Here is a 26,250-nt window from a genome sequence, read left to right on the forward strand (position 1 = left end):
CGGCTCTCACCGGGATCTCGAGGGTGAGAACAACACGCGCGATTTAGCAATCCCCTTTCTAACCTCATGCAGATATCGACGGCTAATCGCTCGTCAGCGGTCGAGCTAGGTTCGATCATCGATACCTGGGTTCGAGAGGAGACGAGATGTCAACCGCCCGTCAATTATCGCTTGAGGTCAATGGCAAAAGCCATGACCTTCAACTCGACATACGAACGACGTTGCTCGACGCACTTCGCGAGCACGCTGATCTGACAGGGACGAAGAAGGGCTGCGACCACGGACAATGCGGCGCCTGCACGGTTCACGTCGACGGCCATCGTGTACTGAGCTGTCTCACCCTGGCGGCTCAGGTCGAAGGCCGTCCAATCACGACGATTGAGGGCTTGCAGTCTCCCGACGGTGTGATGCATGCGGTTCAAACCGCGTTCATCGAGCATGATGCGTTCCAGTGTGGCTATTGCACGCCTGGCCAGATCATGTCTGCCGTCGCTTGTATTCGCGAAGGCCACGCGGGCACGGACGAGGATATCCGCGAATACATGAGCGGCAATATTTGTCGCTGCGGCGCTTACCCTCACATCGTGGCTGCGGTGCGTGATGCAGCCGCCCGCCTCAAGAAGGAGGCAGCGCTATGAGAACGTTTGATTATCTGCGCGTCGATAGTACCTCGTCAGCGATTGCCGAGGCAGACAAGCCCGAAACCCGGTTCCTCGCAGGCGGCACGACGCTCCTCGATCTGATGAAGCTGAACGTCGAACGTCCGGCGCATCTGGTCGATATCACCCGTTTGTCCGGTCTCGATACGATCGAGGTCTCGGCCGATGTCATCCGCATCGGTGCTCTGGCAAAGATGAGCGCGGTTGCCGATCACGCCGACATCAAGGATGCCGCACCAGCGCTATCGGAAAGCCTGTGGCGAGCCGCCTCTGCGCAGCTGCGGAACATGGCGTCCATTGGCGGCAACCTGATGCAGCGAACCCGCTGCATGTATTTCCGTGATCCGGGCGCCTACTCGAACTGCAACAAGCGCAATCCGGGCTCTGGATGCGCTGCCCTTGAAGGTGCCAATCGTAACCACGCGGTGCTGGGCACCAGTGGTGCTTGTATCGCCATCTATCCTGGCGATTTCGCAGTCTCGCTCGTTGCGTTCGACGCCGCCGTTCTGGTGCGGGGATCCATTGAGCGCCGCATTCCCGTCGATGACTTTTACCTGCTACCAGGCCAAACTCCTCATATCGAGCACGCGCTTGCACCCGGTGAGATGATCGTCGGCGTTGAGATCCCGCGTGTCGCCGCGTTGAAGCGCTCGCATTATCTCAAGGTTCGCGATCGCGCATCTTACGAGTTCGCCGCCGCCAGCGCTGCTGTCGGCATCGAATTTGAAGGCGACGGCAAGACAATCCGCGACGTACGCATTGCCGTCGGTGGCGTGGCCACCAAACCCTGGCGTCTGCGAGCCATCGAGGATTCGCTGAAGGGGAAACCATTGGACGAGGCGACGCTTCGAACTGCTGCGGCGGCAGCCGTCGATGGCGCAAAGTCGAGCGGACACAATGCGTTCAAGATCGAACTGACACCAAAAGTCGTGGCACGCGCCCTGATGACGGTAGGAGATATCGCATGACACAGAATAACGATTTCGCACTCGACCGCCGTACTGTGATGAAACTCGGAGTAGGCGTCGCTGCCGTCGCCGGCGCGGGCGTCAATCTCGCACCGGGAGCATTTGCGGCCGAGCCCGCCGCTGCAAAGATGCCCGCCCTAGGTTCTCGTCTTTCCCGCGCCGAGGGTCCGTTGAAAGTAGCAGGCCAGGCCCGTTATGCCATCGAGCAGAAGCTCGAGAACATGGCCTATGGCGTCACGGTCCAGTCGACCCGTCCTGCAGGACGCATTCTCAACATCGATACCACACCGGCCAAAGCTGTGCCCGGTGTGGTCGATGTCTATACCTTTCAGAACACCCTGAAGATCAACAAGCCCACGGTCTACAGCAAGGGTGGAGGCGCAACGGAAGAGTTTACGCCGATCCAGGATAATATCGTTCGCTTCAATGGCATGCATATCGCGCTGGTGGTCGCAGACACGTTCGAAGCTGCGACGGAAGCCGCGAGCCTTCTCAAGGTCGAGTACGAGGACGGCGAAGCCATTCTCGACATCAACGACCCCAAAGCAAAGCCAGTGCTCATCGAACCGATGGGAGCGGCATGGGGCGATGCAGCGGCAGGCCTCGCCAGTGCCGAGGTCAAGATCGACGTCACCTATACGACGTCGCGGGAATACAACGTGCCGATGGAACCGCACGCCACCATCGCTTCCTGGGATAATGGCAAGATCACTGTCTGGGAGCCTAGCCAGTGGGTCGGCGGTGCCAGAAGCGTTGTCGCGGAGTTTCTGGGTATCGATATCGAGAACGTGCGGGTGATCTCGCCCTATGTTGGCGGTGGCTTTGGGTCGAAGATCGGCGCGCATCCCCATGTTGGTCTGGCCTGCGCTGCCTCGCGCAAACTCGGCCGGCCGGTCAAGGTTTCGCTGACGCGTCCCCAGACATTCACCGGCCTCGGCGGTCGCCCGGCCACCCGACAGACGCTATCTATCGGCGCCTCCAAGGATGGAAAGATAACATCGATCGTCCATGAGAGCTGGAACGAGACGGCGATCGACGACGTGCACGTCGAGGCCTGCAACAACGTGACGAAGATCATGTACGCGACGCCGAACTTCTCAACCCGCCTGAACGTCGTGCCCGTCAATACAGTCCAGCCCGGTTGGAAGCGTGGTCCTGGTGAAAACCCCAGCGCCTACGCACTGGAAAGCGCGATCGACGAGCTGGCCTATGCACTCAACATGGACCCGGTCACATTGCGCCTTGCCAACTGGGCGGATGTCGATCCCAGCAACGGCATGCCCTGGACCACGCGGCAGTTGCGGGAAGCCTATGCTGCTGGCGCCGAAGGTATTGGCTGGTGGAGCCGCAATCCCGTCCCGCGCTCGATGCGTGAGGGTCGCGAGCTCATCGGTTATGGAATGGCCGCCGGCTCCTATCCGATGATCCGCACGGCTAGCGAAGCGAAGCTCGTCTTCCATGCCAACGGCCAAATCGAGGTTCTCAGCGCTGCAACGGACATGGGAACGGGAACTTACACCATCCTCGCCCAGACCGCAGCGGATGCGTTGGGTGTTCCCGTCGAGGCTGTGGTTGTGCGACTGGGCGATACGGCCCTTCCGAGATCGGCTCTTGCGGGCGGATCCCAGCAGGCCAATAACCTTTCGGGAGCGGTCGACAGAGCTGCAAGAAACGCTCGTGTGGCTCTGCTGAACCTCGCTGCCTCCGATCCGAAGTCGCCGTTGCAATCCTTGAAACTCGCGGAACTTACCTTCGAGAACGGCGCGATACGCCCGACCCGTCGACCAGCGGGTGGCATCAGCATCGCGGCGCTGCTGAAGGCCGTGGGCCAGGACAAGCTGGAAATCGAAGGCAACACCTTTGCCGCTGGCGCAACCGAAGACATGAAGAATGCTGCCGACCGCAGTTTCGCCCAGTTGAAGGGCCCTGCTGAAGGTGGCGTTTCGGCTCACAGCTGGGCTGCCCAATTCGTCGAAGTTCGCGTCGACGAGGATTTCGGCACGATCCGGGTCAAACGGATGGTTTCGGCCTTCTGTTGCGGCCGGATCTTTAATCCGAAGCTGGCCGAAAGCCAATGGATCAGCGGCATGGTCATGGGTCTTGGACAGACGCTGCTCGAAGAAGGCTTTGTCGACCAGCGAGATGGACGCACTGTCAACGCGAACTTTGCCGACTATGCCGTTCCGGTCAATGCCGACGTGCCTGACATCCAGGTCATCTCCGTCGGTATTCCCGACATGCAGGCAACGGCGCTTGGCGGCAAGGGCGTCGGAGAAATCGGTGTTGTCGGCGTCGCTCCCGCGATCGGCAATGCTGTCTATCACGCGACGGGCAAGCGCATCCGCGGCCTGCCGATCACCCTCGAAAAGTTGGCTTGAGGAGACGACCGCTGCGGCGCAGTAATGCCGCAGCGGTCCCATTGGTAAGGACCGTTTATGTTGACGTCGTTCTCCGTGCTCCACGCACCGCCCATACCGTACTGCGCCTTCATGACCGACGACCCTGAGGCGATCGTCAACTATGCGGCGGACGGCGCCGAAACGAAATTCGGGAGCGCTTTGGTGACGCTGGTGGAAATCCGGGGCGGTGCTGCCCGTGCACTCGGCGCGCAGATGGCTGTTCGCGGAGATGGTGGCTATTGTGGTTATGTTTCCGGGGGCTGTACCGAGGCGGCCGTTGCTGCTGAAGCCATCGCCGCGATTGCCAAAGGGATGGATCGGTATCTTCGGCTTGGAGAAGGCTCGGAATTCTTCGACATCATACTCCCGTGCGGAGGAGGGATCACGCTGGCGATCCACGTCGTCAAAAATGTGAAGCCGCTCCGTCAGATTCTGTCGGCGCTCGAGAAGCGCAAGAGAATTGCGCTGCGCTATGATTCCGGAACTCAAATGATCAGTGCGGTCAAATCGCAGGAGAAAGCGCCGGGCACCTGGAGTGGCACATCGTTCCTGCGTTCCTATAAACCAAACCTCCGTCTTGTCATTTGCGGGCGCGGAATTGAATTGGCGACAACATCCAGGATCGGTCTCGCTTCAGAGTTCGAGGTCTTGTCCTTAGACGAGGCATCTTGTGATTTCGAGGCCGGCACCATCGATAATGACACGGCAATCGTACTTCTCTATCACGATCTTGACCATGAGCTGCCTTGGCTTAAAGCGGCTCTTGATTCAAAACCGTTCTACATCGGCGCACTCGGCAGCAAACGCACACATGAGCGCCGTTGCGCCGCGCTTTGGGCGCTTGGCTTTACACAGGCCCAAACAGACCGGATCAAAGCTCCGATCGGAATGTTCGGGCCGACACGCGACGCAAACGCTCTTGCGCTGTCGGTCGTGGCAGATGTTGCTGAGGCGTATTCGCTCCAACGATTGGCCTAACCGGTAAATTCGATCGAAGGCCACGCAGTACGTCAAAGCTGAAATGGGTTAAATGTCGCCGGCGAGTGGTTGCGGAGGCCCGAACGCGATTATGTTGACGCTACTGGTCACGGGCATTCAATGAGTTGTGATACTGGAGCTCCACAGGAGACAAACAGTTGGAAAATGGTATAATCGAGGGAGAACTATAAGCGGGATCGATAAATGAGAAGTGGCGACTTTAGCGAACTTGCGGCCTTTATCGCCGTCGCCGAAGCAGGAAGTTTCACGCGTGCCGCCGCCAAGCTCGGGCTGTCTCAGTCCGCTGTCAGCTACTCAGTCAGGATGCTGGAACAGAGACTCGGCGTGCGGCTGATTTCCCGCACGACTCGAAGCTTATCGCTGACAGATGCCGGACAACGGATGCTACGAAATCTGCGGCCCTCGTTCGAGAACATCGAAAATGAAATCGCAGCGATCACAGCACTGCGTGACAAACCCTCCGGCACGATCCGGATCACGACGTTTCGCTACGCCGCCACCAGTGTGCTATGGCCGGTTGTGGCGAAATTCCTGGCGGAATATCCAGACATCGAAATGGAAATTATTCTCGACGAAGGGCTGACCGACATCGTCGCGGACCGTTTCGATGCCGGTATTCGCGTGGGAGAGCAGGTTCAAAAGGACATGATTGCCGTCAGAGTTGGTCCGGACCTTCGCATGGCGGTCGTTGGATCGCCCTCTTACTTCGAAAACCGCAAGATCCCGCAAACGCCTCGAGACCTCGGCGAGCATCTAGGCGTCAGTTATCGGCAGACCACAGGCGGCGGTTTGTATGCTTGGGAGTTCGAGCGCGATGGCGAGGAGCTACAAGTCCGAATGAACGGGCCGCTGATCATGAACGATGGTCTGATGCTTGAGTCGGCTGCCCTGGATGGACTGGCGCTTGCCTACACGTTCGAAACCCAGGTTGCCCAATACATTGAAGACGGCCGACTGATCAGGGTCCTAGACGACTGGTGCCAGCCTTTTTCCGGATACCATCTCTACTATCCGAGTCGACGCCAGCACACGGCTGCGTTTGCGCTGTTCGTTGAGGCACTACGGTTCAAAGGTTGATGCTGGCTTAGGTGATCGGGCTGTACCATTCGAATATTTGAGTGAATTCGGATAGCGCTGAGGCACTCCGACGGTTCGTTGCCTTTCAACGCGTGAAATAGCGATGGTCGTCTTCCGGTCACGGTAAACGGAGAAACGTCTCGATTCAGCGGGAGACGGTCGCCCGTCAGCTTGCAGCTGGAGCGGTAATGGTGTTGTCGTCCACGTAGTCCCGCCAGGCGACGATGTGATCGCCTTCGATTTTGTAGATGCCCATTAGTGTCACCCTGCCGATGGGCAGTCGGTGAAGCCCGGCTACCACGTCACCGAGGTCAAGGCCGGCCAGTTCTCTGCCTTCGGTTGTGGCGCCAACCCGGAAGCCTGGTCCGAGATCTTCATTCAGCTATGGGACATCAAGAAAGGCGATTGCACGCACATGCCTGCGGGGAAGTTCTACGCGATCATCCGCAAGGTCACCGAGAACGTGAAGCTCGATGATACCGCCAAGTTGACCTTTGAAGTCAGTGACGGCGTTCAACCGATGCAGTTCTACTGCGCCGCAATGCCAACGTTCCGAGCGGGCGCGGTGCACTTCGAGCTCTCGCCGCGCGGTCAAGCCACAAGCCACGCGATCGCTGGCTTGCCGAGCAGCAGGGGCGCAGCTCAATCATGCTGTGGTCCGTCCACCGGAAAGAGTGCCAGCTGCGGCTGAGATGCCAAGGAATACCTCAGTTCGTCGGTCCGGCTCGGCCTAGACCGACCGACGGGGATTTTCCATCATCCGCAAATAGGCTGTCAAAAAAGTGGAGAGCTCAGTCGTTGGTCGCGGGCGTTTCACGGGAAGACACCGTCGCCGTTTGCGCTCAAGGGCGTTCGCAAGCAACTCAATAAATGGAGCATGTCCTCCCGCCGACAGGATGGACCGTCGCCAAACTGCGATCACAGCATCGTCGTCATCGATCAGCCAGTTATAGTCATTCTGTCGGATCGCGAGCCGCGCGAAACACCGAACGCGAGCCGATGTGGACAAACGGACGAGAGATACAGTCGGATATTGGCCACAAAGATCGGGGATGGCCAGCAGCCGACGGACAAGGGAATTCTTGAGCAGCGTACTGGCAATCGCCTCCAGTCTGCAAATATCGTGAACGCACTGATCCAGCGACCGTATTGATGGACTGACAGGAACCTTTGATGCCTGCCGCAGATCAAATCCGCAGGTGGCGCAAAAATGCTGCGGAACGAGTTCGACCTGATTGAAAACCGCGATGCGGCTGCGGCAAGACGGGCATCGATCGCGCAATCCGCATCGATGATGCTGGCAGGAAACTCTGTTCGCCAAACGCCATTGCCGGCGAAAATACGGCTGGGCGTCTTCCGCCAGACATTGCGAGCAGAATTGCAGCCAGGTCGAACCGCGGCGGCGTCCGTCATCGCGCAGGGGAAGGAGCAGGCGCTTCAGCGGCGAACCCTTCAGGGACATCGCCCAAAGGCGTGGCACGAGAACGCCGGTGTGCTCGCTGAGGACGCTGACGGCGTCCATCTGAAAATTCATGTCGAGGGACGGAGACCACATTCCGCCGCTGAAGCCGAGCACGCGGCCGAACGGCCGAGCGGCGATGCCGTTCGCAAATCCGACCCGATGCACCCAGCTCGATAACAATTCGTCGGGCTGCGGTTCGACCAAAACGGGCCATTGGTCCGAAGCCACCTCATGGTATCGCTCGCGTATGGCGATCGCCGGACTGTCATTGAAGGCCGTCATAGAAGCGTCTCGCGCATGGGGGCATTGCGCCGCTGCGAGATCGGCCGATAGTGCAATTCGTCGACGCAAGTCTTGGTGACGCGTTCCGCGCCCGAACGGATCGCCGCGATCACGGCTTTCGTGACGATGGCGACGGTCTCGCCAATCAATCCCTCCGAAAGATTGAATATACGTCGCGCCAACCGTTCGTCGGATAGATCGGACGCCCGTGTGAGCGGCAAGGCCCCCTCCAGACTGTCGAGCAGCATGAGATAGTCCTCGTCATATTGCCATCGTGGAACGGCGAAAACGTCAAACCGGCTTGCCATCTCGCTGGTAGCATTGATGAAGTCGTAGACCGCCACTTCGCCGATCAACACCGGGGAAATATCGTATTGGCGCCCAATCCGCCGCAGGAAAGCAAAGACCGCCTCGACGTCTCGCGCGCGTCCGCGGAGCGCATTGTGGAACTCGTCGAAGATCAGCATCCTCGGTTTGAGGCTGGCGAGCAAATGATCGAGTTGCTCGGCCTGGCGGCCGACGTCGTGAAGGTCACCGCCAGGAGCACGCAGCGCCTGAAGAATGCTGCCATAAAAGTGTCCAAGGCCGGCACCCTCGCGGGTCTGGACCATCCATAGTCTTTGCTCCGGCGCGCTTCTCAAATGTTCGACAGCGAACCGCTCGGCAATCATCGTTTTGCCATTGGCATACGGCCCGACGAGCATCAGACCATGCGTGCGCAACGATGGCGGTCGCGAGAGCAAATCCGCAAGCTGGCGATGGGCGTGTTGGGCTGTCTGATGCCCGATCCATCGTGGAGCGCGGACATAGGCAATGCGCTCTGCCGGATCGCGGTCGAGATAGGGGCGCACATGTTCAAGGAGGTGGTCCGACATGGCGATCACCAATCCTCAACCGGCAGTGTGCGTTTCTGACGGACGGGGTGCTCGGCCGTCGCCGGCTCTTGTGGCCGCATGGCCTGATAGGGCTTTGTCGCCGCTGCGGCATGTGCGGTGCGAACGGCGTCGCGCAGTTGACCCTTGGAAGGTTTTGCCGCGGTGACGATGGTAGCCATTTCTCGGCGAAACGCCACCTGTTCGAGGCTCGAGCGCCGGTTTCCCGCGCGTTGCCTCGCGCGCTTCGCCTCGAACTCCCACAGTGTCAGCGAATCCCGTCGACCATCGCGCCGCTCGACAGGTCGGAACTGCCGGGTGTCCGGGTCTCGGACGTAGACGTGGCTGATGTCCCGGGGGTCGTAACGAACCTCCAGCTTCTCAAGCCGATCGCGTTGCGGAACGAGTATGCCAAGCCATGGTGCATAGTAATGCAGGGCAAACATGCTGATGCCCTGCGGTGACAGTTGTCTCTCCGTTCCTGGCAGAAACGACAGCAACACGCGTTGCGGATCGTCATCGAAGCGAGTGAGGTCCGCACTGTTCCGCTGCCACTCCTTGATCGGCACCTTCAGTGTCTTGGTGTTTTCCTGAAGGTTGTGATCAATCACGGCCAGAGCGACGCAACGTTCCAGATCCACGAAGCTCAGGCGGGCGCGTCGCTCGGATGGATAACGATCGCGATCGGCAACAGAGCGGCCCGACGATCCAGGGTAGGTGGCAAGCACCGCATTGAGCTTGCCGAGCAGCCGCTCGACCACGCCGCCCTGATGCACCCGGCCGCGATCGCGGTAGCGGATTCGGGTGCCATAGTCGTCGCAGCCCCGCTGGAACGCGTGCCCTTTGAATTCCTTTGCCGAGTCGACGACAAGCAGCCGCGGCCGGCCGAACATAGGCCATGGGTGACCAAGGTTCCGTGCGGCAAGCCAGGCCTCCTTCGGGCACATGGCCTGAGCAAGACAGAGCGCGACGGACAGAACCGACGGCTTTTCCAGCGTCAGGCAGAAGCCGAGGATCGATCGTGTCGCGACGTCGGTGACGATCGTCAGATAGGGACGGCCGGCAAACACGCCACTTCCGTCGACCACTTCCACGAAATTGATATCTGTCGGCGTATGGTCGATTTGGCAGACATCCAGCGGGCGCGATGCGTGGATGTAGCCCGGCCGAGGTTTGAGGCGAAGCAGATGCTTTGGATTGGCCGATCGCTTCCTGGCGATTTCTTCTGGCTCGAATAACGCCGGAATGCGTCGTGCGACTGTCACGTAGGACGGCAAGGTAAGGCCGGCCTCCTCGCAGCGGGCGCGGATTTCGGCAACGACAGGCGCGAGCGGCGGCGCCTCTAAAACCAGCCATTGTTCGCGCAGGGTCGTCCTGATGATCCCCTCCACCTCGGCCGGAAGCCGCTTGCGCCGCGTCGCGGCGGTGCGAGGCAACAAGGCTGAGACCGTTCGAGCAGTGTTGTAGCGTACGAGCAGATTGTAGATTTGCCGGGTGGTCACGCGTAGCTCGGCCGCCGCTCGGGCGATGGCCTCCTGCCTTGGACCGCTATCTTCGAGAACCTTCTCTAATTCTCGAGCTATGCGGCGCGCCATCGACCATTGCTCGTCCGTGGCTACGGAACCTGCCTTGACTGTCCGATTGCGCAATCGCTTTGACAAACGAGGTTCTCGCTGAAATCTTTAGCGGAAAATCCTCTCGATTTTATCCGCTAAACTCAACCCGCGTATGACATCTTCCAGATTGAAATAGCAAAGGAAAAGCCACACCCGTCTCGACGAGCGGATTGCCCGTTCGCCGGTCGGGCGGGGCTGGATCGAACGCCAGAATTTTGCCGATGCCTGCGCCTCGCTGTGGATCGACGGCGAACTCGTCCATCTCGAAGACCTCGTCCTCCACGACGCTTTTCGCGACACCCGCACCCCGACCCACGAACTCACCATCGCCCGCGACGTTCTCCGAACACGCCGCCGAATTGCCTCGCACGCGCAGGATTGGGCGTTATCGGCAGAGGGTATCCGAACTTTGCGACAGACGTCGGACAGCACTCCGGCTGGCGCTGAGCCGGCGGCGCCTGTTCCTGTTCGACCCGCGGTCGTCACCGATTCGGAAGGCGAGGGGGTCGACGACGACGCGAATAGAAATTTCCCTGGCATTGACTACGCCGCCATCGATGCAGTGCTGGCCCGCTCGGAGGCGGCGATCGAGGACGCAACCCGGTCCGACCGCGCCGGCGGCAGCCGCGCATCGGAAAAGGATCCTCTCATCTACGATCTCGACTGGGACGAGGACGCCCGGCTCAACGAATGGCGTGGTGTACTGCACCAAGCCGAACACCTGCCGGCGGTGCTGCAGGCGATCGTCGCCCTCGATGCCTGGAACGAGTTTTCGGTGCTGCAGCACGCCCCCTGGCTCGGCCGGCTGTTTTGCGCCTCCATCCTGCGCCAGGCCGGCATCACGTCAGGTGCCCATCTCGCCTCCATCAACCTCGGCCTCAAAACCATTCCCGTCGATCGGCGCCGGCATCGTGATCGGCAGACCCGGTTGCTCGCCATCGCCCACAGCCTGGTCGCGGCCGCCGAGATCGGGTTGAAAGAGCATGACCGGCTGGTTTTGGCGCGCACCCTGTTCGAGCGGAAGCTGGAGGGGCGGCGAACATCTTCGAAATTACCCGAGCTGGTCGAGCTGGTCATGGCGAAGCCGTTGGTGTCGGCCGGGATGGTCGCAAAAACGCTTGAGGTGACGCCGCAGGCGGCGCGGCGGATTGTTTTGGAGCTGGGCTTGCGCGAGATGACGGGGAGGGGGAGGTTTCGGGCGTGGGGGCTTGCATGATCTGCGTCTCGTCGGGCGAACGATTTGGCGTAGGGCAAACGAGGCAGACCGTGGACGCTGTATCGCGCAAATATCCAGAGCAAGCAGCACATTCCAGTGATCTACAAAAAAGACGTTATTGCAGGGCCTTTGCAACGCTCTCTGCGGCAAGGCGAAGGTCACTATCGCTCCAGATTTTGATAGTCGACGGCATGGAAAGCGCCTCGCCAAGCATCAAGGCTTCTGCGGTTTGCTTCCGATCAACTTGACGGACGGCGTTATAGGCATCGCGACGAAGAAGCCAAGCCAGCATGTCAGCGGCTTGGAGTCCCGGGCAACCATCGTCGCTCTTAAAGCTCGGGGTAGAAACGTTCAGACCTGGAAAGCCCGTGGAAGCAAGTCGACGGAACTCTTCCATTCCGCTTAGGACCCGCGCGGCAGACTCGCCTCCCTGCTCGTCGAAAATGAGTTCGACGGGCTTATCGAAATGCCGCTTATAAAGGTACTGGTGAATCTGCGTCATGAGCCCGTAGAAGGCCATATTGTAGATTCTGAGCGAGGGCAATTCGGGAAACTGCTTTGCTTGGAACCAGTGTTCGTGGCCTTCGAAAGGTATTGAGACGGCAAATGCGTGGTCGACGTTAGACCTGATGCAATTCAGCAGTTTTACGAACGCGCTATCACGTACCAATGGGACCTTGAGACCGGAGCCATGCGCTCTTCGCCACGCTTCCGCGGCATGGAACGTCGTCATTTTGTGATCGGCTAATATTGCCCGCCACTCGATTTCCAGCTTGGTCCAACGAGCGTTGTCAGAAAGGTAGCCGGCCAGAACGAGAACTGGTGAGTGATCCGACTTCCCGCTGTCGTCGATATAAATTTTAAGCATCGTAGCCCCTGAAGGAGTCCGTAACGGCCTCCAGATCGCCGAGCATCTGACAGGTGATCCCAATGTTCTGTAGGCACTGAGGCGAGCCCAGAAGCCCGGCTAGAGTGGAAAAAGGCCAAAGCGGCCTTCATCGGACATTCCGGAGAAATGAATGACCCGATTGCCGAGTTCGACATCAGACGGCGGGTCCATGTTCTCAACGATGATAGCTTGTCGATCACCCTTGAGCCCGAGAAGATATCTGTAAAAGTTTCCGTTGAGGTTGGTCTCACTGAGATCGTCTTCTGCCCCCTCTGGTTCGCGGTAGGAAAGCAGAGGAGAATCAAGCACGACAATACCAGGGTGAGGCAGATTGTTGTCGGCGCAGTATTCCAGAAGCGAGATTGTAAAAGCCGACTGCGTGATTGCCCTGAGCCCTTTTCCGTAGGCTGTTCTCGCTTTCCCAGATATTACCAGATCTTTGGCGGTTGTATCGAAATGCACATTAGCAATGCCCGGAAAGCCCCACTGCTGGAGGACACTTTCCACGCGTTCTGCGAACGGTGCCACCACAGTGCTTGATAAACGATTGTTGGACGTAGCATCGCTCCCGCCCCCTTCGTTCTGCCGTTCCAGGTTGGCTTTGCGACTGGTCAGATCATTGAGATTGCTGAAGAGCCCGAGCGCTTCGCGTACATTCGCGCCCTTGTCCGCGAGCTCCTTGTATGTTGCGCGCTGTCTTCGTAGGTCTGGTGAAACGACCATCTCAATCTCAATGGAGAGTTCGCTCAGTGAGTTCTTCAAATTGGGAAGCGATTTCTGAATGGATTGCGACTCCGCATTCAACGCGGCTATCGTTGTCATCAGCTCTGTTTGCCGAGACTCAATTTTTTGCATCTCCGCCTCGGCAGCAGCGACGGTCAATCCAACGTCGCCGTGGCAGGCCGCACCGGAATCATGATGGTCGGGCAAGGCACCGCATGTCGGGCAGACCTCTTGCTCGAGGACCGAAAAAAAGCTCCCCGCCTCCCTGATCCCCAGGAGACGCTCATAGTCGGAAACGTAGTGGTCCCTTAGAAGATTGAAGCGGTCAAGCAGAGTAGCAATTTCCGTATATCGGTCGCTTGTTGTCTCGATCTTCTGGATGATGGCCCGCCTTCTGGTCGAGATCGCCTTGAATTTTTCCTCGGTAAAGGCGAGCTGCTCGGCACGATTGTCCATCGCTCTCGCGAGCCGCTCTTCCTGGTCAGACAGTTCGTCACGTGAGCCGGATATTGTCGTGATGCGTTTTTGAGCGTCCGCGATCAGTTGATCGAGAAGATCGATTTGCGCTAGGCGCTTCTGCTCTTCGGCAGACGTGCCTTTGCGTGACAGGAGCGCTGTGTCATCAACGCCGGTCAGCAACATTGTGAACACGGATGTATTCGCCGTATTCGCAGTATAGTTCCCATCGGACAACGGCGAGCGCTTCTGGATGATCTCCTCCTCGTTGATGATCGCCAGCCGCGCAATGTTGCGGAAGCTCAAAGCCTGCGTTTCATCCTTTGCGTTCTTTTTAATCCGTTTGCCTGAAAGGCCGATCTTGGAGAGAAGGAACGACGAGAGGTTCGCCTCATCGCGCTCGTTGTGAATTTCACCAAGCGGGCTCCCCTCCGCATCCGGAATCGACGTGTGCAAGCCTTCAAAAGCCCGAAACTGTCCACCGGACATGCTTCTGTGCAACGTTGTTTCCGATCCATCATCAAAAGCTATTGCAAGCAATACGCGATCATAGCCCTTGGCCTGCGGGATATCGGGGAGAGGGCCCTTACCGCCAAGCATGAAGTCGATCGCCTCGACAATATAGGACTTCCCGGTGTCGGAAGCACCGTACACGACGTTAAGGCCGGACTGAAACGAGACCACCGCCGGCTCTTTCTCTGAGCCGTGAAAGGAGAGATGGCGGATCTGGAAGCCTGAATATGTCATTATGCCGGTCCGGACGCCTCGTCTTGAAATTCAGATACCCAATTCGCGAGGAGATTGCGCATTAGATCGTCAAAAGCCTCATCGTCGTAATTTTGAAAGTAACCTGCCAGCCATTCAGCTCGTTCGTACAACTGTTGAAGATATGGCGTCTGTAGCGCGGTGACAAAAAACTCCGCATTGTCCCCGGCCTGAAACAGGATACCGCTTTCGTCGACAACCTGTTCAATGAGGCCTCGGGACATCATCAGGGTCACAGCGGACTGGACGGACCTCCTGCGAACTTGCGTGACCGGCGACATGATTGGTGTCGGGGGATGCAGGTCCGCTGGTCCATCTAGTACGCTGGTCCTCACGATGAGATAGTCCATAGCCGTCAATCGACTGAGATCCACCGCTCGGGGGAAATGCGCGTGCAGAACAAAGACGGCCCTCACGCCCGTTTCGAGCGGACCATTAAAGGCCGACGCAGAAGGCATTAGCGCCGCCATGTCAGCTTCCCATCATTCGCAAGCTGATGACAAATGCCCCGGCGATCGGTGGGAAAAGCGCTTCTGTTCAGCGGATGAGCATCGAGGATCAAGGCTTGCGCCTTCTCGGTCACGGCGATGACTCGCGCATATCCATCTGAGTGTTCGCCATCATGGGTGTCCAAGACCCCGTCCAGGATCTCGGTCTGTAGCCCCTCGAAGGTACCGGGCTCTACTTTCTCGCGTACGAAGACTCGCAAGGACTCCGCATGATAAAAGGCTTCGCGGGAGCGTTGGAAATGGGATTTCAAACTTGCCCACTTATCGAGATTAGAGATTGCGACGATCGTCTCGCCCTTGTGCTCTGCGTAGGCATCAAGCAGCTTGCTCGTGTAGGTCGCCTCCGTCTCCCCGATCTCGACAGGCACAGCATCGGGCCGCGGCCGTGAGGGTAATCCGCCACCGAAGCGGCCGATGTGATAGGCCGTTCTGGAATGAGCTTCGATGATCGTTCGAGGCTGCTCGGCCGAAAAGATTCGAAAGTCGAATTCCCTGACGTAGTCGAGAAATTTCCCCTCCAGAGCGACCGGACCAGTGGAGGTGATTTTTCCGGAAATGGCTTTGTCCCATTCCGCAAGCACCTTCGCTCTTAGCTTGTCGGCATTGGAGAGCAACAACGACAACGATGTCGAAGCGCCTTTCGGTGCAATGAAACGGCATGCTCTCGGAGCTTTGTACTCTCCTGAGTAAGAGTACCAGATCATCTTCCCGATCTCAGGCGCAACCACGCCGAAACTCAAGGGCGACGTGTAATGCTTGCACTGGTGATTGTCCCAGATCCCAAGCAGCTGGTCGGTGTCGCAGAAACCGGCAATATCGATGCCTTTGTCTCCCGCACCGGTCGGCCGCATAACGCTGACATACGAGGTTTTGAGCGAATGGACCCATTCGTCAACGAACGTTTCCCATTCGCTTGCTTCATAAATCTGGATGATTTTGAGAGGATCAATCTTTGGCCCGTTCTCGAAATCGCTTGCCAGAAGGATTCTTGCTGGCGGCAGGTCCTTCACCGCATCCTGTAATGACATCATTGTCGCCTGCATTTCAGCCTTATGCTCTAAGCAAAATGGTAGCCCGGGTTTGATTCAAGTCATAGCAGTAGCAAAGATACATGCAACTAAAAGTACAAGGGTCGGCAATGAGATGATGTCATTTAAACCGGATTCTCAAGTGTTCATAAGACAGGTAAATGTCCTGCCGCATGGGTAAAGCGGCGCCCAGTCCATCCTCGCGTATGCCTTCGGAAAGTGAGCGCTGGCGAGCTACGATCCGGACCGACATGGAGAGGCGCTTTCAACAGACGCGATCTGGTGAATGGGGCAATCTTAAAAATGGAAATATTCAGCATTAATGTCTTTTTTGCGGTACAGAAAATATGGACTATAGGCCGAATATACGGTATTTAGGGTAAATTCACTGCGCAGAAGATTACGATGGAACGCCAGACGATCGACGCACTTTTTGATGATTTCGCTGAAGCGGTCGCCGAAGCCATCGGGGCACCTCCCGAGATCATCCATGAGGCCACACTTTCACAAGGAAACTTTCGGCCGGACATTGTTATGGAGCTCGAGCACGAGGGCAGGCCCCTGCGCCTCGTTGTCGAGGCTAAGCCGGCGCTCTTTCCTCGCGATGCACGCGAAGCGATCTGGCAGCTGAGGAACTATCTCGCTCATGTCGGACCGGCGGGTGGGTCCGTAGTGCCGATTTTGATGGCAGAAACGATCTCGCCAGGCGCCCGAGAGCTGCTGCGCGAAGAGCGCGTGGGTTATTTTGATTCCAGTGGAAGTCTCTTCATTCCCGCCGAAGGTCTTTACGTTCTTGTCGATCGTCCGGCCTCGAAGAAGCAGGCTCGTTCACTCACCAATTTGTTTGTCGGTCGCCGGGCGCAGGTTCTGCACGCAGTCTGGCTTTTCGGAACAGATTGGTTCGGCGTTCATCAAGTTGCGGAGCGGGCAGGGGTGTCACCGGCAACAGCTTCCGAGACATTGATAAGCATCGAACGTCGGGAATGGGTTGAGGTGCGAGGGGCGGGCCCATCCAAAGAGCGTCGGTTGGCCAACCCGCGAGGGCTGCTGGACGCCTGGTCGATCCATCAAATGTCAGCTAAACCAAAAGCCATCCGACATTTCTACGTGCGGTCGACCACGCCGCCCGATCTTCAGCGGCGAATTCATCACACATGCGAAAAGCTCAAAGTTCCTTATGAGTTAGCCGACATCACGGCTGGCCAGATACATACCCCGTATTTGTCGAGTGTTTCGCAGGTATTTTGCCGAATTCCGGCAGGAGTTGGCATGCAGGAGTTTGTTGGGTCGATCGACGCACGCCAAGTGAGGGAAGGCTGGAACCTCGGCATTCACGAGGTCGCCGCCAGCGATCAACTTCGATTTCGTCAGAGGATCGATGATCTTTGGGTCACCGATCCTCTCCAGACGTATCTCGACCTTCTTCAGGCGGGCGGACGCGCCAAGGAGTTGGCTCAACATTTGCGGTCTGAGAGACTGGGTGGATGATGACAAAGCCGCAATTCCTCGTCGACTACAGTGAAGAAGTAACCCGAGACTGCGAGCGTGTGCTCGTGACACTGTTCAGTGGCCTTGGGCCATGGCGAGACTCGGTTTTCCTGATTGGTGGGCTGACGCCGCGTTATCTGGTGACGGCGCGCCCTCCGGTAGTTCCGGCACATGCCGGGACGGGGGACATTGACGTTGTCGTCGATCTTGCCGTTCTCGCTGACACCGAGGCCTATCGCTCCCTGGAAGAGAACCTCAAGCGCATGGGTTTCGAGCGGGCTGAAAACGATAAGGGCGCCAAGGTCAATTGGCGTTGGAAGACCAAGACTGAACACGGTGTCACAGTCATTCTCGAATTCCTGGCCGACGACCCGAGATTGAAGGGCGGCGCCCTTCAAGAGCTGCCGACGGACGGAAACATTTCGGCGGTCAACATTCCTCATGCATCGCTTGTCTTCGATCTGCATGATCGTATGGAGGTGACGGCAGATCTCCTCGGTCAGAAGGGACGAGCCACCGAAAGTATTCCTTACGCAAACATCGTATCGTTCACCTGCCTGAAGGCCTTTGCATTCGACCACCGACGCGAAGGCAAGGATGCTCACGACCTCGTCTATTGTCTCGAGCACGCGGATGGCGGGTTGGAAGCGGCGATCGAGAAATTCAAGGATGCTATGGCTGGCAAGCATGCCGAGATCATTGGCTCGGCGCTCAAAATCCTGCTGAAGCGCTTTTGCGATCCCGTCCCCGATGAAGGTTATCTCCGCGAGGGCCCGGTTGCGGCCGCGCGGTTTGAGATCATCGGTGATGACGGAGATCCTGAGATCGCTGAGCAGCGGGCGCTTCGCCAGCGCGCTGTGAATGACGTGATCTCTACGCTGCTTGGCGAGTTGGGTATTGGTGGATAGATGGAACAACTACGACCGGTCGAAATGAAGCTGATCGATGAATTGTTTGGCATGAGCTCGGGCTACGTCCTCGATTTCACGAACAGCACATTCGCTGATTTCTTCCGCCGGGAGGTCGGCATCGACATCTATGACGACGCCTACGCGATCCATGGCGGCAGCAAGGGAAAGCATTTCCGCGCTTTTCTCACGATCGGGCAGCCACGAGCGATCGTCAAAGCTCTTACAGCCTTGTGGGAATATCGTGAAACGGATCGGCTCGGGCGAGCCCAGACTGAAAAAGTCGTCAATGCTCATCGCCGTCTGACCGCGATAATAGAGCGTTTGGGCGGAGCTGCTCTTGCGAATTATGAGCCGGCCCTGGGCGAGTTCGAAACGAAGTCACAGGCTACGCCTCGAACTTTTCGCGCCGACGAAACCGTATTACGGGGGCTTGAAGCACGGTTTCTGGCGCTCCAAGAAATGTCGGATGAGCCCCACACTCGCGGCCGTCACTTCGAGAGGTTACTCACGGACCTTTTTAATGCTTGGTGTATGGACGCGCGTGGTGGCTTCACTGTCGTCGGCGAGCAAATCGACGGCTCGTTTCAGTTGGGGGGCGACACCTACCTTCTGGAGGCAAAATGGCATCGCGTGAAGACTGACGCTAATACCCTCCATGGTTTTCAAGGCAAGGTGAGCGAACGCCCTGAGTGGACACGCGGGTTATTCGTCAGTTTCGCCGGGTTTACCGACGTTGGCCTGCAGGCGTTTACGGCACGCAAGATCATCCTCGCTGATGGTATGGATATCTTCGATGCGTTGGCGCGCCGCATCTCGATTCCCGACATTATCGCAGCGAAGATCAGGCACGCATCGGAGTATCGCAATCCTTTTGAGCGAGTGCGCAGCCTTTTTCCGCTGTGATTTCGTGGATCAACCGGAGTGCTGGGCCTTGGTAGATGGCCTCGCCTTCAAGAATTAACGGGCCGGAAAGCATGCGTCTAAGCAAATTAAGCGTTCGAAATTTTCGAAATTTTCAGTCCGTTGACATCCCGCTCTCGGACAATGTCGTCTTGTTGGGCGAAAACCGTGTTGGCAAGAGCAATCTCCTCTTCGCCATCCGGTTGATACTTGATTCAACGCTCCCGGATTCGGCCCGTCAGCTCAAACTGTCCGATTTCTGGGACGGGGCAGCTGCCCCCTACGAGGATGCGATCGAAGTTCATCTAGAACTCGCAGACTTCGCGAGCGACCTTGGCCTTCTGGCGATGCTTTCTGAGTTCAGGCCTGCGGATAATCCCACGATCGCGCGCCTCACCTATATCTTCCGCAAGAAGGCCGATATCAAAGGCGCGCCACAGTCGAGCGACGACTGCGAGTTTCTCGTGTTCGGCGGCGGTGTTGAGTCGCGGACCGTGCCGAGCAAGGTCCGTCGACGCATTGCGATTGATATGCTCGATGCCTTGCGTGATGCCGAAGGCCAGCTTGGTACATGGAGAAGTTCACCTCTGCGTCCCCTCCTCGAAGACGCAATCGCGGGAGTGACGCGAGCGGAGCTCAATGCCGTCGCGGTTGAACTCGACAAGGCGACGAAGGCGCTCGAGGCGTTTCCGACGATCAAAGATCTGGAAGAGGAGCTGCGCACCGGCATTCTGAATCTTTCCGGCAAGGCGCACGATATCGATGCGCGGCTCAGGTTTGCGCCCTCCGATCCGTTGCGGCTCTTCCGAGCTATCGCCATGTTCATTGACGGCGGCAAGCGTGGTATTGCAGAGGCAAGCCTCGGATCGGCCAATGTCGCATTACTCGCGCTGAAGCTTGCTGAATTTGCCTGGCGCCGGAAGAAAAATGAGCGAAATTTCTCGCTTTTGTGCATAGAGGAGCCTGAGGCCCACCTCCATCCGCAACTGCAGCGTTCGGTGTTCAAAAAACTCCTCGCCGGCGGGGATGCAGCACAATCGCTGATCGTCACCAGCCATTCGCCGACGCTCGCTGCGGTCACTCCGTTGCGGTCAATCATTCACCTGAGGACGCGCGATCAGTCGACGCGCGCATTTTCGCTGGCAGAGTTGCCTGTCACGCCTGATGAGCTCGACGACCTGGAGAACTATATTGATGCCACGCGTGCGGAACTGCTGTTCGCCCGTGGCGTGATCTTCGTGGAGGGGGACGCCGAGGAGGCTTTGGTACCAGTGTTTTCCTCGGCCTTGGGCCATGGGCTCGACGATCTCGGCATAAGCGTATGCAATGTAGCCGGTACGAACTTCTCACCATATGTCAAATTGGCCGAATCTCTTGGCATGCCCTACGCGGTGATCACCGACTGGGATCCGTTGGACGGCACGAAATTACCCCTCGGCAAGACACGCACGCTGGACCTCTGGGATGACATCCTGAAGGTCCGCAAGCAGCCTGCGGTCAATCCCGTGCAGCGAGGTCAATGGGAAGCGCTCGACTTTGCCGCGTTCGCATCAATGGTTGCACCTGCCGGGATCTTTCTTAACGAGCAGACGTTCGAGGTGTCAGTTGCAAACACGCCGTCCCTTTTGAGTCCTCTCCTCGATATCCTCGGCGCCCAAGGTTTCGGATCGATCCGAACCAAACGCATCGCCTCTTGGCGATCGGGTACGGCTTCCGTTGATCCCGCGCAACTGCTGGCTATGATCGCGGATATCGGCAAAGGCCGGCTCAGCGCAAAACTATCGAAAAAAGCGGTCGGCCTGACCCCACCGAAGTACATTGCCGATGCAATTGCGTACGTGGTGAGCCGTGTCCAGTAGTCAGCAACTGCTTAGCGCGATCAACGAATTGAGCACCAATCCGGAGCAAGTCGCAGCTGTGCGCGAGACGGGCCACTGCGTCGTTCTGGCCGGACCAGGAAGTGGCAAGACGAAGACGCTGACGACAGCGATGGCCCGCGCTCTGTCTGACGACATCATTGAACCTCGCGGGGTTGCTTGCATCACCTACAACAATGAGTGCGCAATTGAGCTTGAGACACGCCTTGCCCGCCTTGGGATCGAAAGTGGTGATCGAGCCTTCATCGGAACCGTGCATGGATTCGCTCTGAGCCAGGTCATAGCGCCGTACGCCCGATGCGTACCGATCGGACTGCCTGCAGAGTTTCAGGTGGCGACCCGTGCCCAGACACGAGCTGCGGTGGAGGCGGCCTACGCGACCGCGATCGGCGGTAGCGACGACCCTCATCGTCGATGGAACTTTGCGTCGGAAAAGCGGCGACGGGACGTTGATCGCAGCCGGCCAGACTGGCTAGGCCGCAATCCGGAGCTCGCCGTGTTCATTGAGGCTTATGAGAACGAGCTTCGACGGCAAGGCTTGATCGATTTCGACGATATGCCGCTCCTGGCGTATCGCATGATCAAGGAGCACGACTGGATCAGAGATGCACTTCACGCGCGCTTCCCCGTCTTGTTCGTCGACGAATATCAGGATCTCGGCCATGCATTGCACGAGCTTGTCCTTTTATTGTGTTTTGGCGGGGGCATTCGCTTGTTTGCGGTCGGCGATTCCGACCAATCCATATACGGGTTCACTGGTGCAAACCCCGAACTGCTCGATAGCTTGACCCAACGCTGCGATGTCCGCACCATCAGACTGCGCTTCAACTACCGGTCTGGCGGGAAAATCGTGCGAGCGTCGCTCGGCGCATTGGGAGAGGAGCGTGATTATCGCGAGGCAGAAGGAGCTCCAGAGGGAGAGTTGACATTCTGGCCGGTGACGCTCGGCCTTGATGTGCAGGCACAAGCGATTGCCGACACTGTCATTCCCGATCTGGAAAAGAGAGGCTTCGCACTTGACGAAATAGCCGTGCTGTATCGCGCTGCATATCTCGGGGACAAGATTGCCGAAGCCTTGAAGCGGGCCGGCACGCCCTTTGTACGCAGCGACGGAAACGCACTGGTCAGGCGGAGTTCGCGACTTTCCCGGTTTATCGAGGATTGCGCGCGTTGGGTCGTTGGTGGCTGGAAAAGTGCTGACCCGCGGTATAGCCGCCTGCTTCAGCAAGCGTTGAAGATCGTCTACGGCGCTCAAGTTAGGCCTGACGAAGAACAACTTCTTTCGGATCAGCTCATCGGCTTTCTCCAAGCTACGATCAACTCCAGCGACACCACCCACACCTGGCTACAACTTTTCGACAGCGAGCTTATTGCACATTGGCGGACGATTGCGCGAAACGCAGAGCAAGAATGGGAGGTCTGTGCCGAGATGATCCGCAATACTGACCCTGTGGCCGACCTCGATATCCCGCTCGCCCATCTCGCCGGCCGTTTAGAGGGAACCGGTCGCGTGAACCTGAGCACGCTGCATAGTGCGAAGGGCAGGGAGTTTGATGCCGTCGTCATGTATGGCGTGAATGCAAGCGATTTTCCCAGTCAACGCGATCGGCAGAGTACCGTTGCGCTCCGTGAAGCGCGCCGTCTTTTCTACGTTGGCGTGACGCGCCCACGGCGGGAACTTGCAATGGTCTATCAAGAGCACCATCACTCACCTTGGGTGAAGGAGCTCTTCGACAGAAGTCAAAAATAGGAACTTTTCGTCGGAGATCCACGCTCGGGGATGTAGGCCGCCGCCTTCGATCTTGGCATCGCCGACTGCGATTGAAGTCACGGCCTGCGATGCCGGACCATATTCACAAAGTTATGCTCTCATCGATCTCGACGTTGACATCCTCGCTCTCGAAACCGGGCCATTCCGGGTTGAAGAATTCGACTGATGCGCCGTGACTTACCGTCAGGCCGTTAAATCCGTCTGTCGCCCATACAAACACCGCCTGGACCTGATTTGCTAGTTCGGCCGTGTTCATCCCCAGCTTGATCTCGACTGCATAAACCGCGCACGCACGGGAATCGCAATAAACAGATGAAACCCGCGGGAGGATTGAAGGGCTCATAGCGTCAACGACGTTCTTCATCGTCTCGAACTCATGCTTGACCGAAAATCGACTGCTCAACGTGACGCCACGATATTCCAGTTCGTCATATGACACTTTTTCGCCGCTATCCGCGCGGTCCAATTCATACTGGCGTCTGAGTTGGGCGGCGAGGTCGGCGCTGACTTCAAAGGTCGGAACAGGCGGCTCCTTCTGGCTGTTCCATGCCCGAGCTCGCCGAACGATTTCATCCGGAATACCATCAAGGCGCGGCGCTAGAATGATGGTTTGCCGTTCTGAGACCTGAATAATCTGAGAGGCGATTAATGCAGCGACCTCTCTATCGAAATCCGCTCTCTCCGCCAACGTTGGCAGAAGCGAACCCGGTTGGTTCTCGAATACGATCGACAAGGTTTCCGGGTCAAGCCTGGGCAAGTAATCTTCATGCCCCTCAATGTTCAGAAGCATTCCGGCCACGATCTCCAGGCGCAACCTTTGGCCGCGGCCTGAGCCCGGCATCAGGATAGGAGAATGTTTTCTGTGAACGAGTTCTAGGCTGGCGCAGTAGGGGATGACATTCCGTACCCAGTTTTCCGAAGAGTCCCTCGTGTTCGCGCCTGTATGGCCGCTGTCTCGGAGGTACGACCGAATGGGGAAGTGGCAAGGCATCGGCAAATGCTGTAGAAGCGCACCCCAGAAATCGAACGGCGGTCTTGGCTGGATGCTGCTCACCAATTTCCTGCTGAGGTCATACCAGTCCACAAATCCACCGGCTCGGGCGACCGCTGTTTGGCATTTTGCGAGAGAATAGATTAGGCCACTCGCTGAAAGAATTCGCTTGAGATGCTTTGCTTGGTTCTTGGCGCCGTCGAGCGTCGAATACATGGGTGCATCCTTCGTTCCGGCCATATCGACGCGCTGCTCGTCTCAGGCGGCCGGACTAGGTTGCGGTCACGTGAGCTGAATATTGAAGAACGTTGGATCAGAAACCCTTCGCCTGGCAGCGGCCATGCCGACGTTAGCGGCAGAATCAGAGGATAGCGCATCTTTGTTGTTCAACACAAGAAGATCGTTTTTCGCCGCGCACGATGGCTATCGCGGACGGCTTCACGAAGTACGGAAAGTGTAAAGCATGCCACACACACGAAGTCGAAGGGGCGTCGCCGGCAGACTGAGACAGCACCAGAGATCGAGCCAGCCGATTTGTCTCCGCTCGCGCTGCTGCTTCCCACGGTATCGAGGTCACCCATCCATGTTTCGATGAGCAAGACCATAAGCGCCCATATGCACGCTGACTACCGCCGACTGCAACCGACTGATTTTCCCTCGACGATAGTCTCAGCTTCCAACTCGTGCTCTGGCCGCCTTCTCCTCGAAGAAGCAGTTTGAACGCTATCTCGCTCGTGTTGTCCGCGATGATGGTGGTGTCGATTGGGATGTCGGTCGCAATACTGCTTGTGGCTGTGAATTGAGCGTCCGGTTCTTGTTGGGTGGATACAAATATTGCACGCTCTTCGGAGTATTTAGAGAGCGAGTCGATGTTTGCGAGAGAGTTCGACGACATAGCACTTTCCGATCTTCAAGCACTTGTTGAAGAGGGAATCCCTGAAGGCAGACAACTAGAATTCAAGCGCGATCATTATGGGCGCAAAGACGAAGACCGGCGAGAGTTTGCTGCGGATGTATCCGCCATGGCCAACGCTGTGGGCGGGTATCTTGTGATCGGACTCGACGAGCGGAACGGAATAGCATCAGACGTCAGCGGCGTTGCGACGCCAGATCCTGATGGCTTGGTTCGAGCGGTTTCCGATACCATTCGAACGTCGTTCGAACCGCCAATCCTCGAATTTCGGGTGAAATGGATTGCTATCGAGGGTGAACGCGGCGTTCTCGTCATCAAGATGGCGCGGAGCTGGAGTGCCCCCCCCCGAGTAAACCGTCGCCAAGGACTATCGCTTTTTCATCCGCGACGAAAACGGAAAGCATCCGATGTCAGTAGAAGAGTTGCGGCGAGCGTTTCTATTTGCATCCGAGGTCGAAGAGAGGATCAGACGCTTTAGAACAGAACGGCTGGAAATCCTGACCAACAACGAGGGACCTCTGGCGGTTGGCGCCGATGGAGAGACTCGGCTGGTCATGCAAGTCGTGCCACGAGCCTCATTCACAGAGAGCATTTCACTCTCGTTTGATGAACGTGGTGGAACGATGTGGCCGTGGCCTCTCGGCGCTAGCGGCGCAAATCCAATGTACTCGCTCGACGGTCTCGTCGCTTACTCGGGGCCGGAGGAGCAATCTGGTACCGTCCGCGCATTTTCGACGCTTTTTCGCAATGGTATCGCGGAGGCCGTTGCAAAGTTGAATGTCGGCGGGAAGGACGGTCAACGCAACATTTATCTGACCGGTGTGGAGCAAGGGATAGCCTCCGGTATTCGGCAGATCCTGGGAGAATACAAACGGCGGTCGATCCCCGCGCCATACACGATTTTCGTGAGCCTCATTGGTATTCGTGGAGTTTCGGCCCCGATTGATGAGTGGCGGGGCAGCATCAATTATCCGTATCGTTCTGACCGGATCATGCTGCCCGAACTCAATATTGATGCGAGAGGCGCAGCGGATGTTCCAGAGAATACCCTTAAGCCTTTATTTGATCTCATGTGGAATGCGTTTGGTCAGCGCGGATCACCTAGTTACGACGAGTCGGGAAAACACGTCCGACGCTGAACGCCGCCGTTTTCCTCTATCCCTATCGGGCTTTAATGTGATGCAATGAAACTGCATGGATTCTTCGGCTTTTGAGCCTGAATATATTGACGGTATTCCTCTTTTGAGGCGTCTACTCATTTGAGTGCGCTGGTTACCTGTGAAATTATGTTTTTTCAATAGTTTAGCTAGAGCGAACTGCATGCCGCAGGTTCGAGTCCAGTCAAGGCGACGACCCTGGTTCACCCAAATCGCGAGATCGCCCGATCTCTCACCCATAGAAGACTGTCTGTGGGGCTTCCCGTTTTGCAATCTCCCGCTCCCGCCGTGAGCGGGCGCAGGTCGTTGACTGGACAAAGCC

22 protein-coding genes and 1 pseudogene are annotated in these 26,250 nt (G+C 57.6%); 14 read left to right on the top strand and 9 right to left on the bottom strand.

All coding sequences use genetic code 11. The features are described 5' to 3' along the window. Window positions 1–146 precede the first annotated feature (146 nt). The 5 genes from RTCIAT899_RS18720 (at window position 147) to RTCIAT899_RS18740 (ending at window position 6,102) form a co-directional block, all read left to right on the top strand. Complete coding sequence (locus RTCIAT899_RS18720) at window positions 147–638, top strand: (2Fe-2S)-binding protein (protein WP_015341802.1); 492 nt, start codon at window positions 147–149, stop codon at window positions 636–638. After that, entirely contained in the window at window positions 635–1,627 is a 993-nt protein-coding gene (locus RTCIAT899_RS18725) for an FAD binding domain-containing protein (protein ID WP_015341803.1), read from the top strand. The genes RTCIAT899_RS18720 and RTCIAT899_RS18725 overlap by 4 nt, the downstream gene beginning before the upstream one ends. Next, window positions 1,624–4,005, top strand: coding sequence for a xanthine dehydrogenase family protein molybdopterin-binding subunit (locus RTCIAT899_RS18730; RefSeq protein ID WP_015341804.1), 2,382 nt, complete (start codon window positions 1,624–1,626; stop codon window positions 4,003–4,005). Before RTCIAT899_RS18725 ends, RTCIAT899_RS18730 begins: the two co-directional genes overlap by 4 nt. 57 nt (window positions 4,006–4,062) lie before the next feature. Beyond that, entirely contained in the window at window positions 4,063–5,004 is a 942-nt protein-coding gene (locus RTCIAT899_RS18735; protein ID WP_015341805.1) for an XdhC family protein, read from the top strand. Window positions 5,005–5,208: 204 nt separating this feature from the next. Then, complete coding sequence (locus RTCIAT899_RS18740) at window positions 5,209–6,102, top strand: LysR family transcriptional regulator (protein WP_015341806.1); 894 nt, start codon at window positions 5,209–5,211, stop codon at window positions 6,100–6,102. 166 nt (window positions 6,103–6,268) lie between these two features. Here RTCIAT899_RS18740 and RTCIAT899_RS34405 read toward each other — a convergent pair whose 3' ends face one another. Beyond that, window positions 6,269–6,358: a limonene-1,2-epoxide hydrolase family protein gene (locus RTCIAT899_RS34405; protein ID WP_081598408.1), complete on the bottom strand. Its 90-nt coding sequence runs from the start codon at window positions 6,356–6,358 to the stop codon at window positions 6,269–6,271. A 27-nt stretch (window positions 6,359–6,385) separates the two neighbouring features. On the opposite strand from RTCIAT899_RS34405, the gene RTCIAT899_RS18745 reads away from it, so the two are divergent. Beyond that, window positions 6,386–6,793 carry a DUF6428 family protein gene (locus RTCIAT899_RS18745; protein WP_015341807.1) on the top strand — a complete coding sequence of 136 codons (408 nt, stop codon included), beginning with the start codon at window positions 6,386–6,388 and terminating at the stop codon, window positions 6,791–6,793. Window positions 6,794–6,832: 39 nt separating this feature from the next. Here the strand turns inward: RTCIAT899_RS18745 and RTCIAT899_RS18750 are convergent, their stop codons facing one another. Genes RTCIAT899_RS18750 through RTCIAT899_RS18760 form a run of 3 tightly spaced genes read right to left on the bottom strand, consistent with a single transcriptional unit; the run spans window position 6,833 to window position 10,313 of the window. Then, on the bottom strand, window positions 6,833–7,846 hold the full coding sequence (locus tag RTCIAT899_RS18750) for a TniQ family protein (RefSeq protein ID WP_015341808.1): 1,014 nt from the start codon (window positions 7,844–7,846) through the stop codon (window positions 6,833–6,835). Then, a complete protein-coding gene (locus RTCIAT899_RS18755) occupies window positions 7,843–8,721 on the bottom strand; it encodes a TniB family NTP-binding protein (RefSeq protein ID WP_015341809.1) in 879 nt (292 codons plus the stop codon). Before RTCIAT899_RS18755 ends, RTCIAT899_RS18750 begins: the two co-directional genes overlap by 4 nt. 5 nt (window positions 8,722–8,726) lie before the next feature. After that, window positions 8,727–10,313, bottom strand: coding sequence for a transposase family protein (locus RTCIAT899_RS18760; protein WP_244441488.1), 1,587 nt, complete (start codon window positions 10,311–10,313; stop codon window positions 8,727–8,729). A 172-nt stretch (window positions 10,314–10,485) separates the two neighbouring features. Between RTCIAT899_RS18760 and RTCIAT899_RS18765 the strand changes: the two are divergent. Continuing rightward, a pseudogene (locus RTCIAT899_RS18765) lies at window positions 10,486–11,550 on the top strand (RHE_PE00001 family protein); the annotation flags it as partial. Window positions 11,551–11,665: 115 nt separating this feature from the next. Here the strand turns inward: RTCIAT899_RS18765 and RTCIAT899_RS18770 are convergent. The 4 genes from RTCIAT899_RS18770 to RTCIAT899_RS18785 all read right to left on the bottom strand — a co-directional run bounded on the left by RTCIAT899_RS18770 (window position 11,666) and on the right by RTCIAT899_RS18785 (window position 15,923). After that, complete coding sequence (locus RTCIAT899_RS18770) at window positions 11,666–12,418, bottom strand: DUF3800 domain-containing protein (protein WP_015341812.1); 753 nt, start codon at window positions 12,416–12,418, stop codon at window positions 11,666–11,668. 99 nt (window positions 12,419–12,517) lie between these two features. Beyond that, window positions 12,518–14,365 (bottom strand): AAA family ATPase, encoded by a 1,848-nt coding sequence (locus RTCIAT899_RS18775; RefSeq protein ID WP_015341813.1) that lies wholly within the window; start codon window positions 14,363–14,365, stop codon window positions 12,518–12,520. Beyond that, a complete protein-coding gene (locus tag RTCIAT899_RS18780; RefSeq protein WP_015341814.1) occupies window positions 14,365–14,853 on the bottom strand; it encodes an ABC-three component system middle component 2 in 489 nt (162 codons plus the stop codon). The genes RTCIAT899_RS18775 and RTCIAT899_RS18780 overlap by 1 nt, the downstream gene beginning before the upstream one ends. Further along, window positions 14,841–15,923, bottom strand: a complete 1,083-nt coding sequence (locus RTCIAT899_RS18785) for an ABC-three component system protein (RefSeq protein WP_244441489.1) — start codon at window positions 15,921–15,923, stop codon at window positions 14,841–14,843. Before RTCIAT899_RS18785 ends, RTCIAT899_RS18780 begins: the two co-directional genes overlap by 13 nt. 402 nt (window positions 15,924–16,325) lie before the next feature. On the opposite strand from RTCIAT899_RS18785, the gene RTCIAT899_RS18790 reads away from it, so the two are divergent. The 5 genes from RTCIAT899_RS18790 (at window position 16,326) to RTCIAT899_RS18810 (ending at window position 22,846) form a co-directional block, all read left to right on the top strand. Next, window positions 16,326–17,408, top strand: coding sequence for a hypothetical protein (locus RTCIAT899_RS18790; RefSeq protein WP_015341817.1), 1,083 nt, complete (start codon window positions 16,326–16,328; stop codon window positions 17,406–17,408). Further along, window positions 17,408–18,316, top strand: a complete 909-nt coding sequence (locus RTCIAT899_RS18795; RefSeq protein WP_041678054.1) for a nucleotidyltransferase family protein — start codon at window positions 17,408–17,410, stop codon at window positions 18,314–18,316. Before RTCIAT899_RS18790 ends, RTCIAT899_RS18795 begins: the two co-directional genes overlap by 1 nt. Before the next feature lie 24 nt (window positions 18,317–18,340). Then, the gene (locus RTCIAT899_RS18800; RefSeq protein ID WP_161624409.1) at window positions 18,341–19,222 is read left to right on the top strand and encodes a restriction endonuclease; all 882 of its coding nucleotides are present in this window, start codon (window positions 18,341–18,343) and stop codon (window positions 19,220–19,222) included. A gap of 71 nt (window positions 19,223–19,293) precedes the next feature. Next, the gene (locus RTCIAT899_RS18805) at window positions 19,294–21,078 is read left to right on the top strand and encodes an ATP-dependent nuclease (RefSeq protein ID WP_015341820.1); all 1,785 of its coding nucleotides are present in this window, start codon (window positions 19,294–19,296) and stop codon (window positions 21,076–21,078) included. Continuing rightward, window positions 21,068–22,846, top strand: a complete 1,779-nt coding sequence (locus RTCIAT899_RS18810; RefSeq protein ID WP_015341821.1) for an ATP-dependent helicase — start codon at window positions 21,068–21,070, stop codon at window positions 22,844–22,846. Before RTCIAT899_RS18805 ends, RTCIAT899_RS18810 begins: the two co-directional genes overlap by 11 nt. A 103-nt stretch (window positions 22,847–22,949) precedes the next feature. On the opposite strand, the gene RTCIAT899_RS18815 is transcribed toward RTCIAT899_RS18810, so the two are convergent. Then, window positions 22,950–24,074, bottom strand: a complete 1,125-nt coding sequence (locus RTCIAT899_RS18815) for a hypothetical protein (RefSeq protein WP_015341822.1) — start codon at window positions 24,072–24,074, stop codon at window positions 22,950–22,952. A 653-nt stretch (window positions 24,075–24,727) separates the two neighbouring features. Between RTCIAT899_RS18815 and RTCIAT899_RS32030 the strand changes: the two genes are divergently transcribed. Both RTCIAT899_RS32030 and RTCIAT899_RS18820 read left to right on the top strand, forming a co-directional pair. Beyond that, window positions 24,728–25,249 (top strand): AlbA family DNA-binding domain-containing protein, encoded by a 522-nt coding sequence (locus RTCIAT899_RS32030; protein ID WP_081598410.1) that lies wholly within the window; start codon window positions 24,728–24,730, stop codon window positions 25,247–25,249. Then, window positions 25,179–25,910 (top strand): hypothetical protein, encoded by a 732-nt coding sequence (locus RTCIAT899_RS18820; protein ID WP_041678038.1) that lies wholly within the window; start codon window positions 25,179–25,181, stop codon window positions 25,908–25,910. Before RTCIAT899_RS32030 ends, RTCIAT899_RS18820 begins: the two co-directional genes overlap by 71 nt. Window positions 25,911–26,250 lie beyond the last annotated feature (340 nt).

Source organism: Rhizobium tropici CIAT 899 (assembly GCF_000330885.1).
Lineage (GTDB): Bacteria > Pseudomonadota > Alphaproteobacteria > Rhizobiales > Rhizobiaceae > Rhizobium > Rhizobium tropici.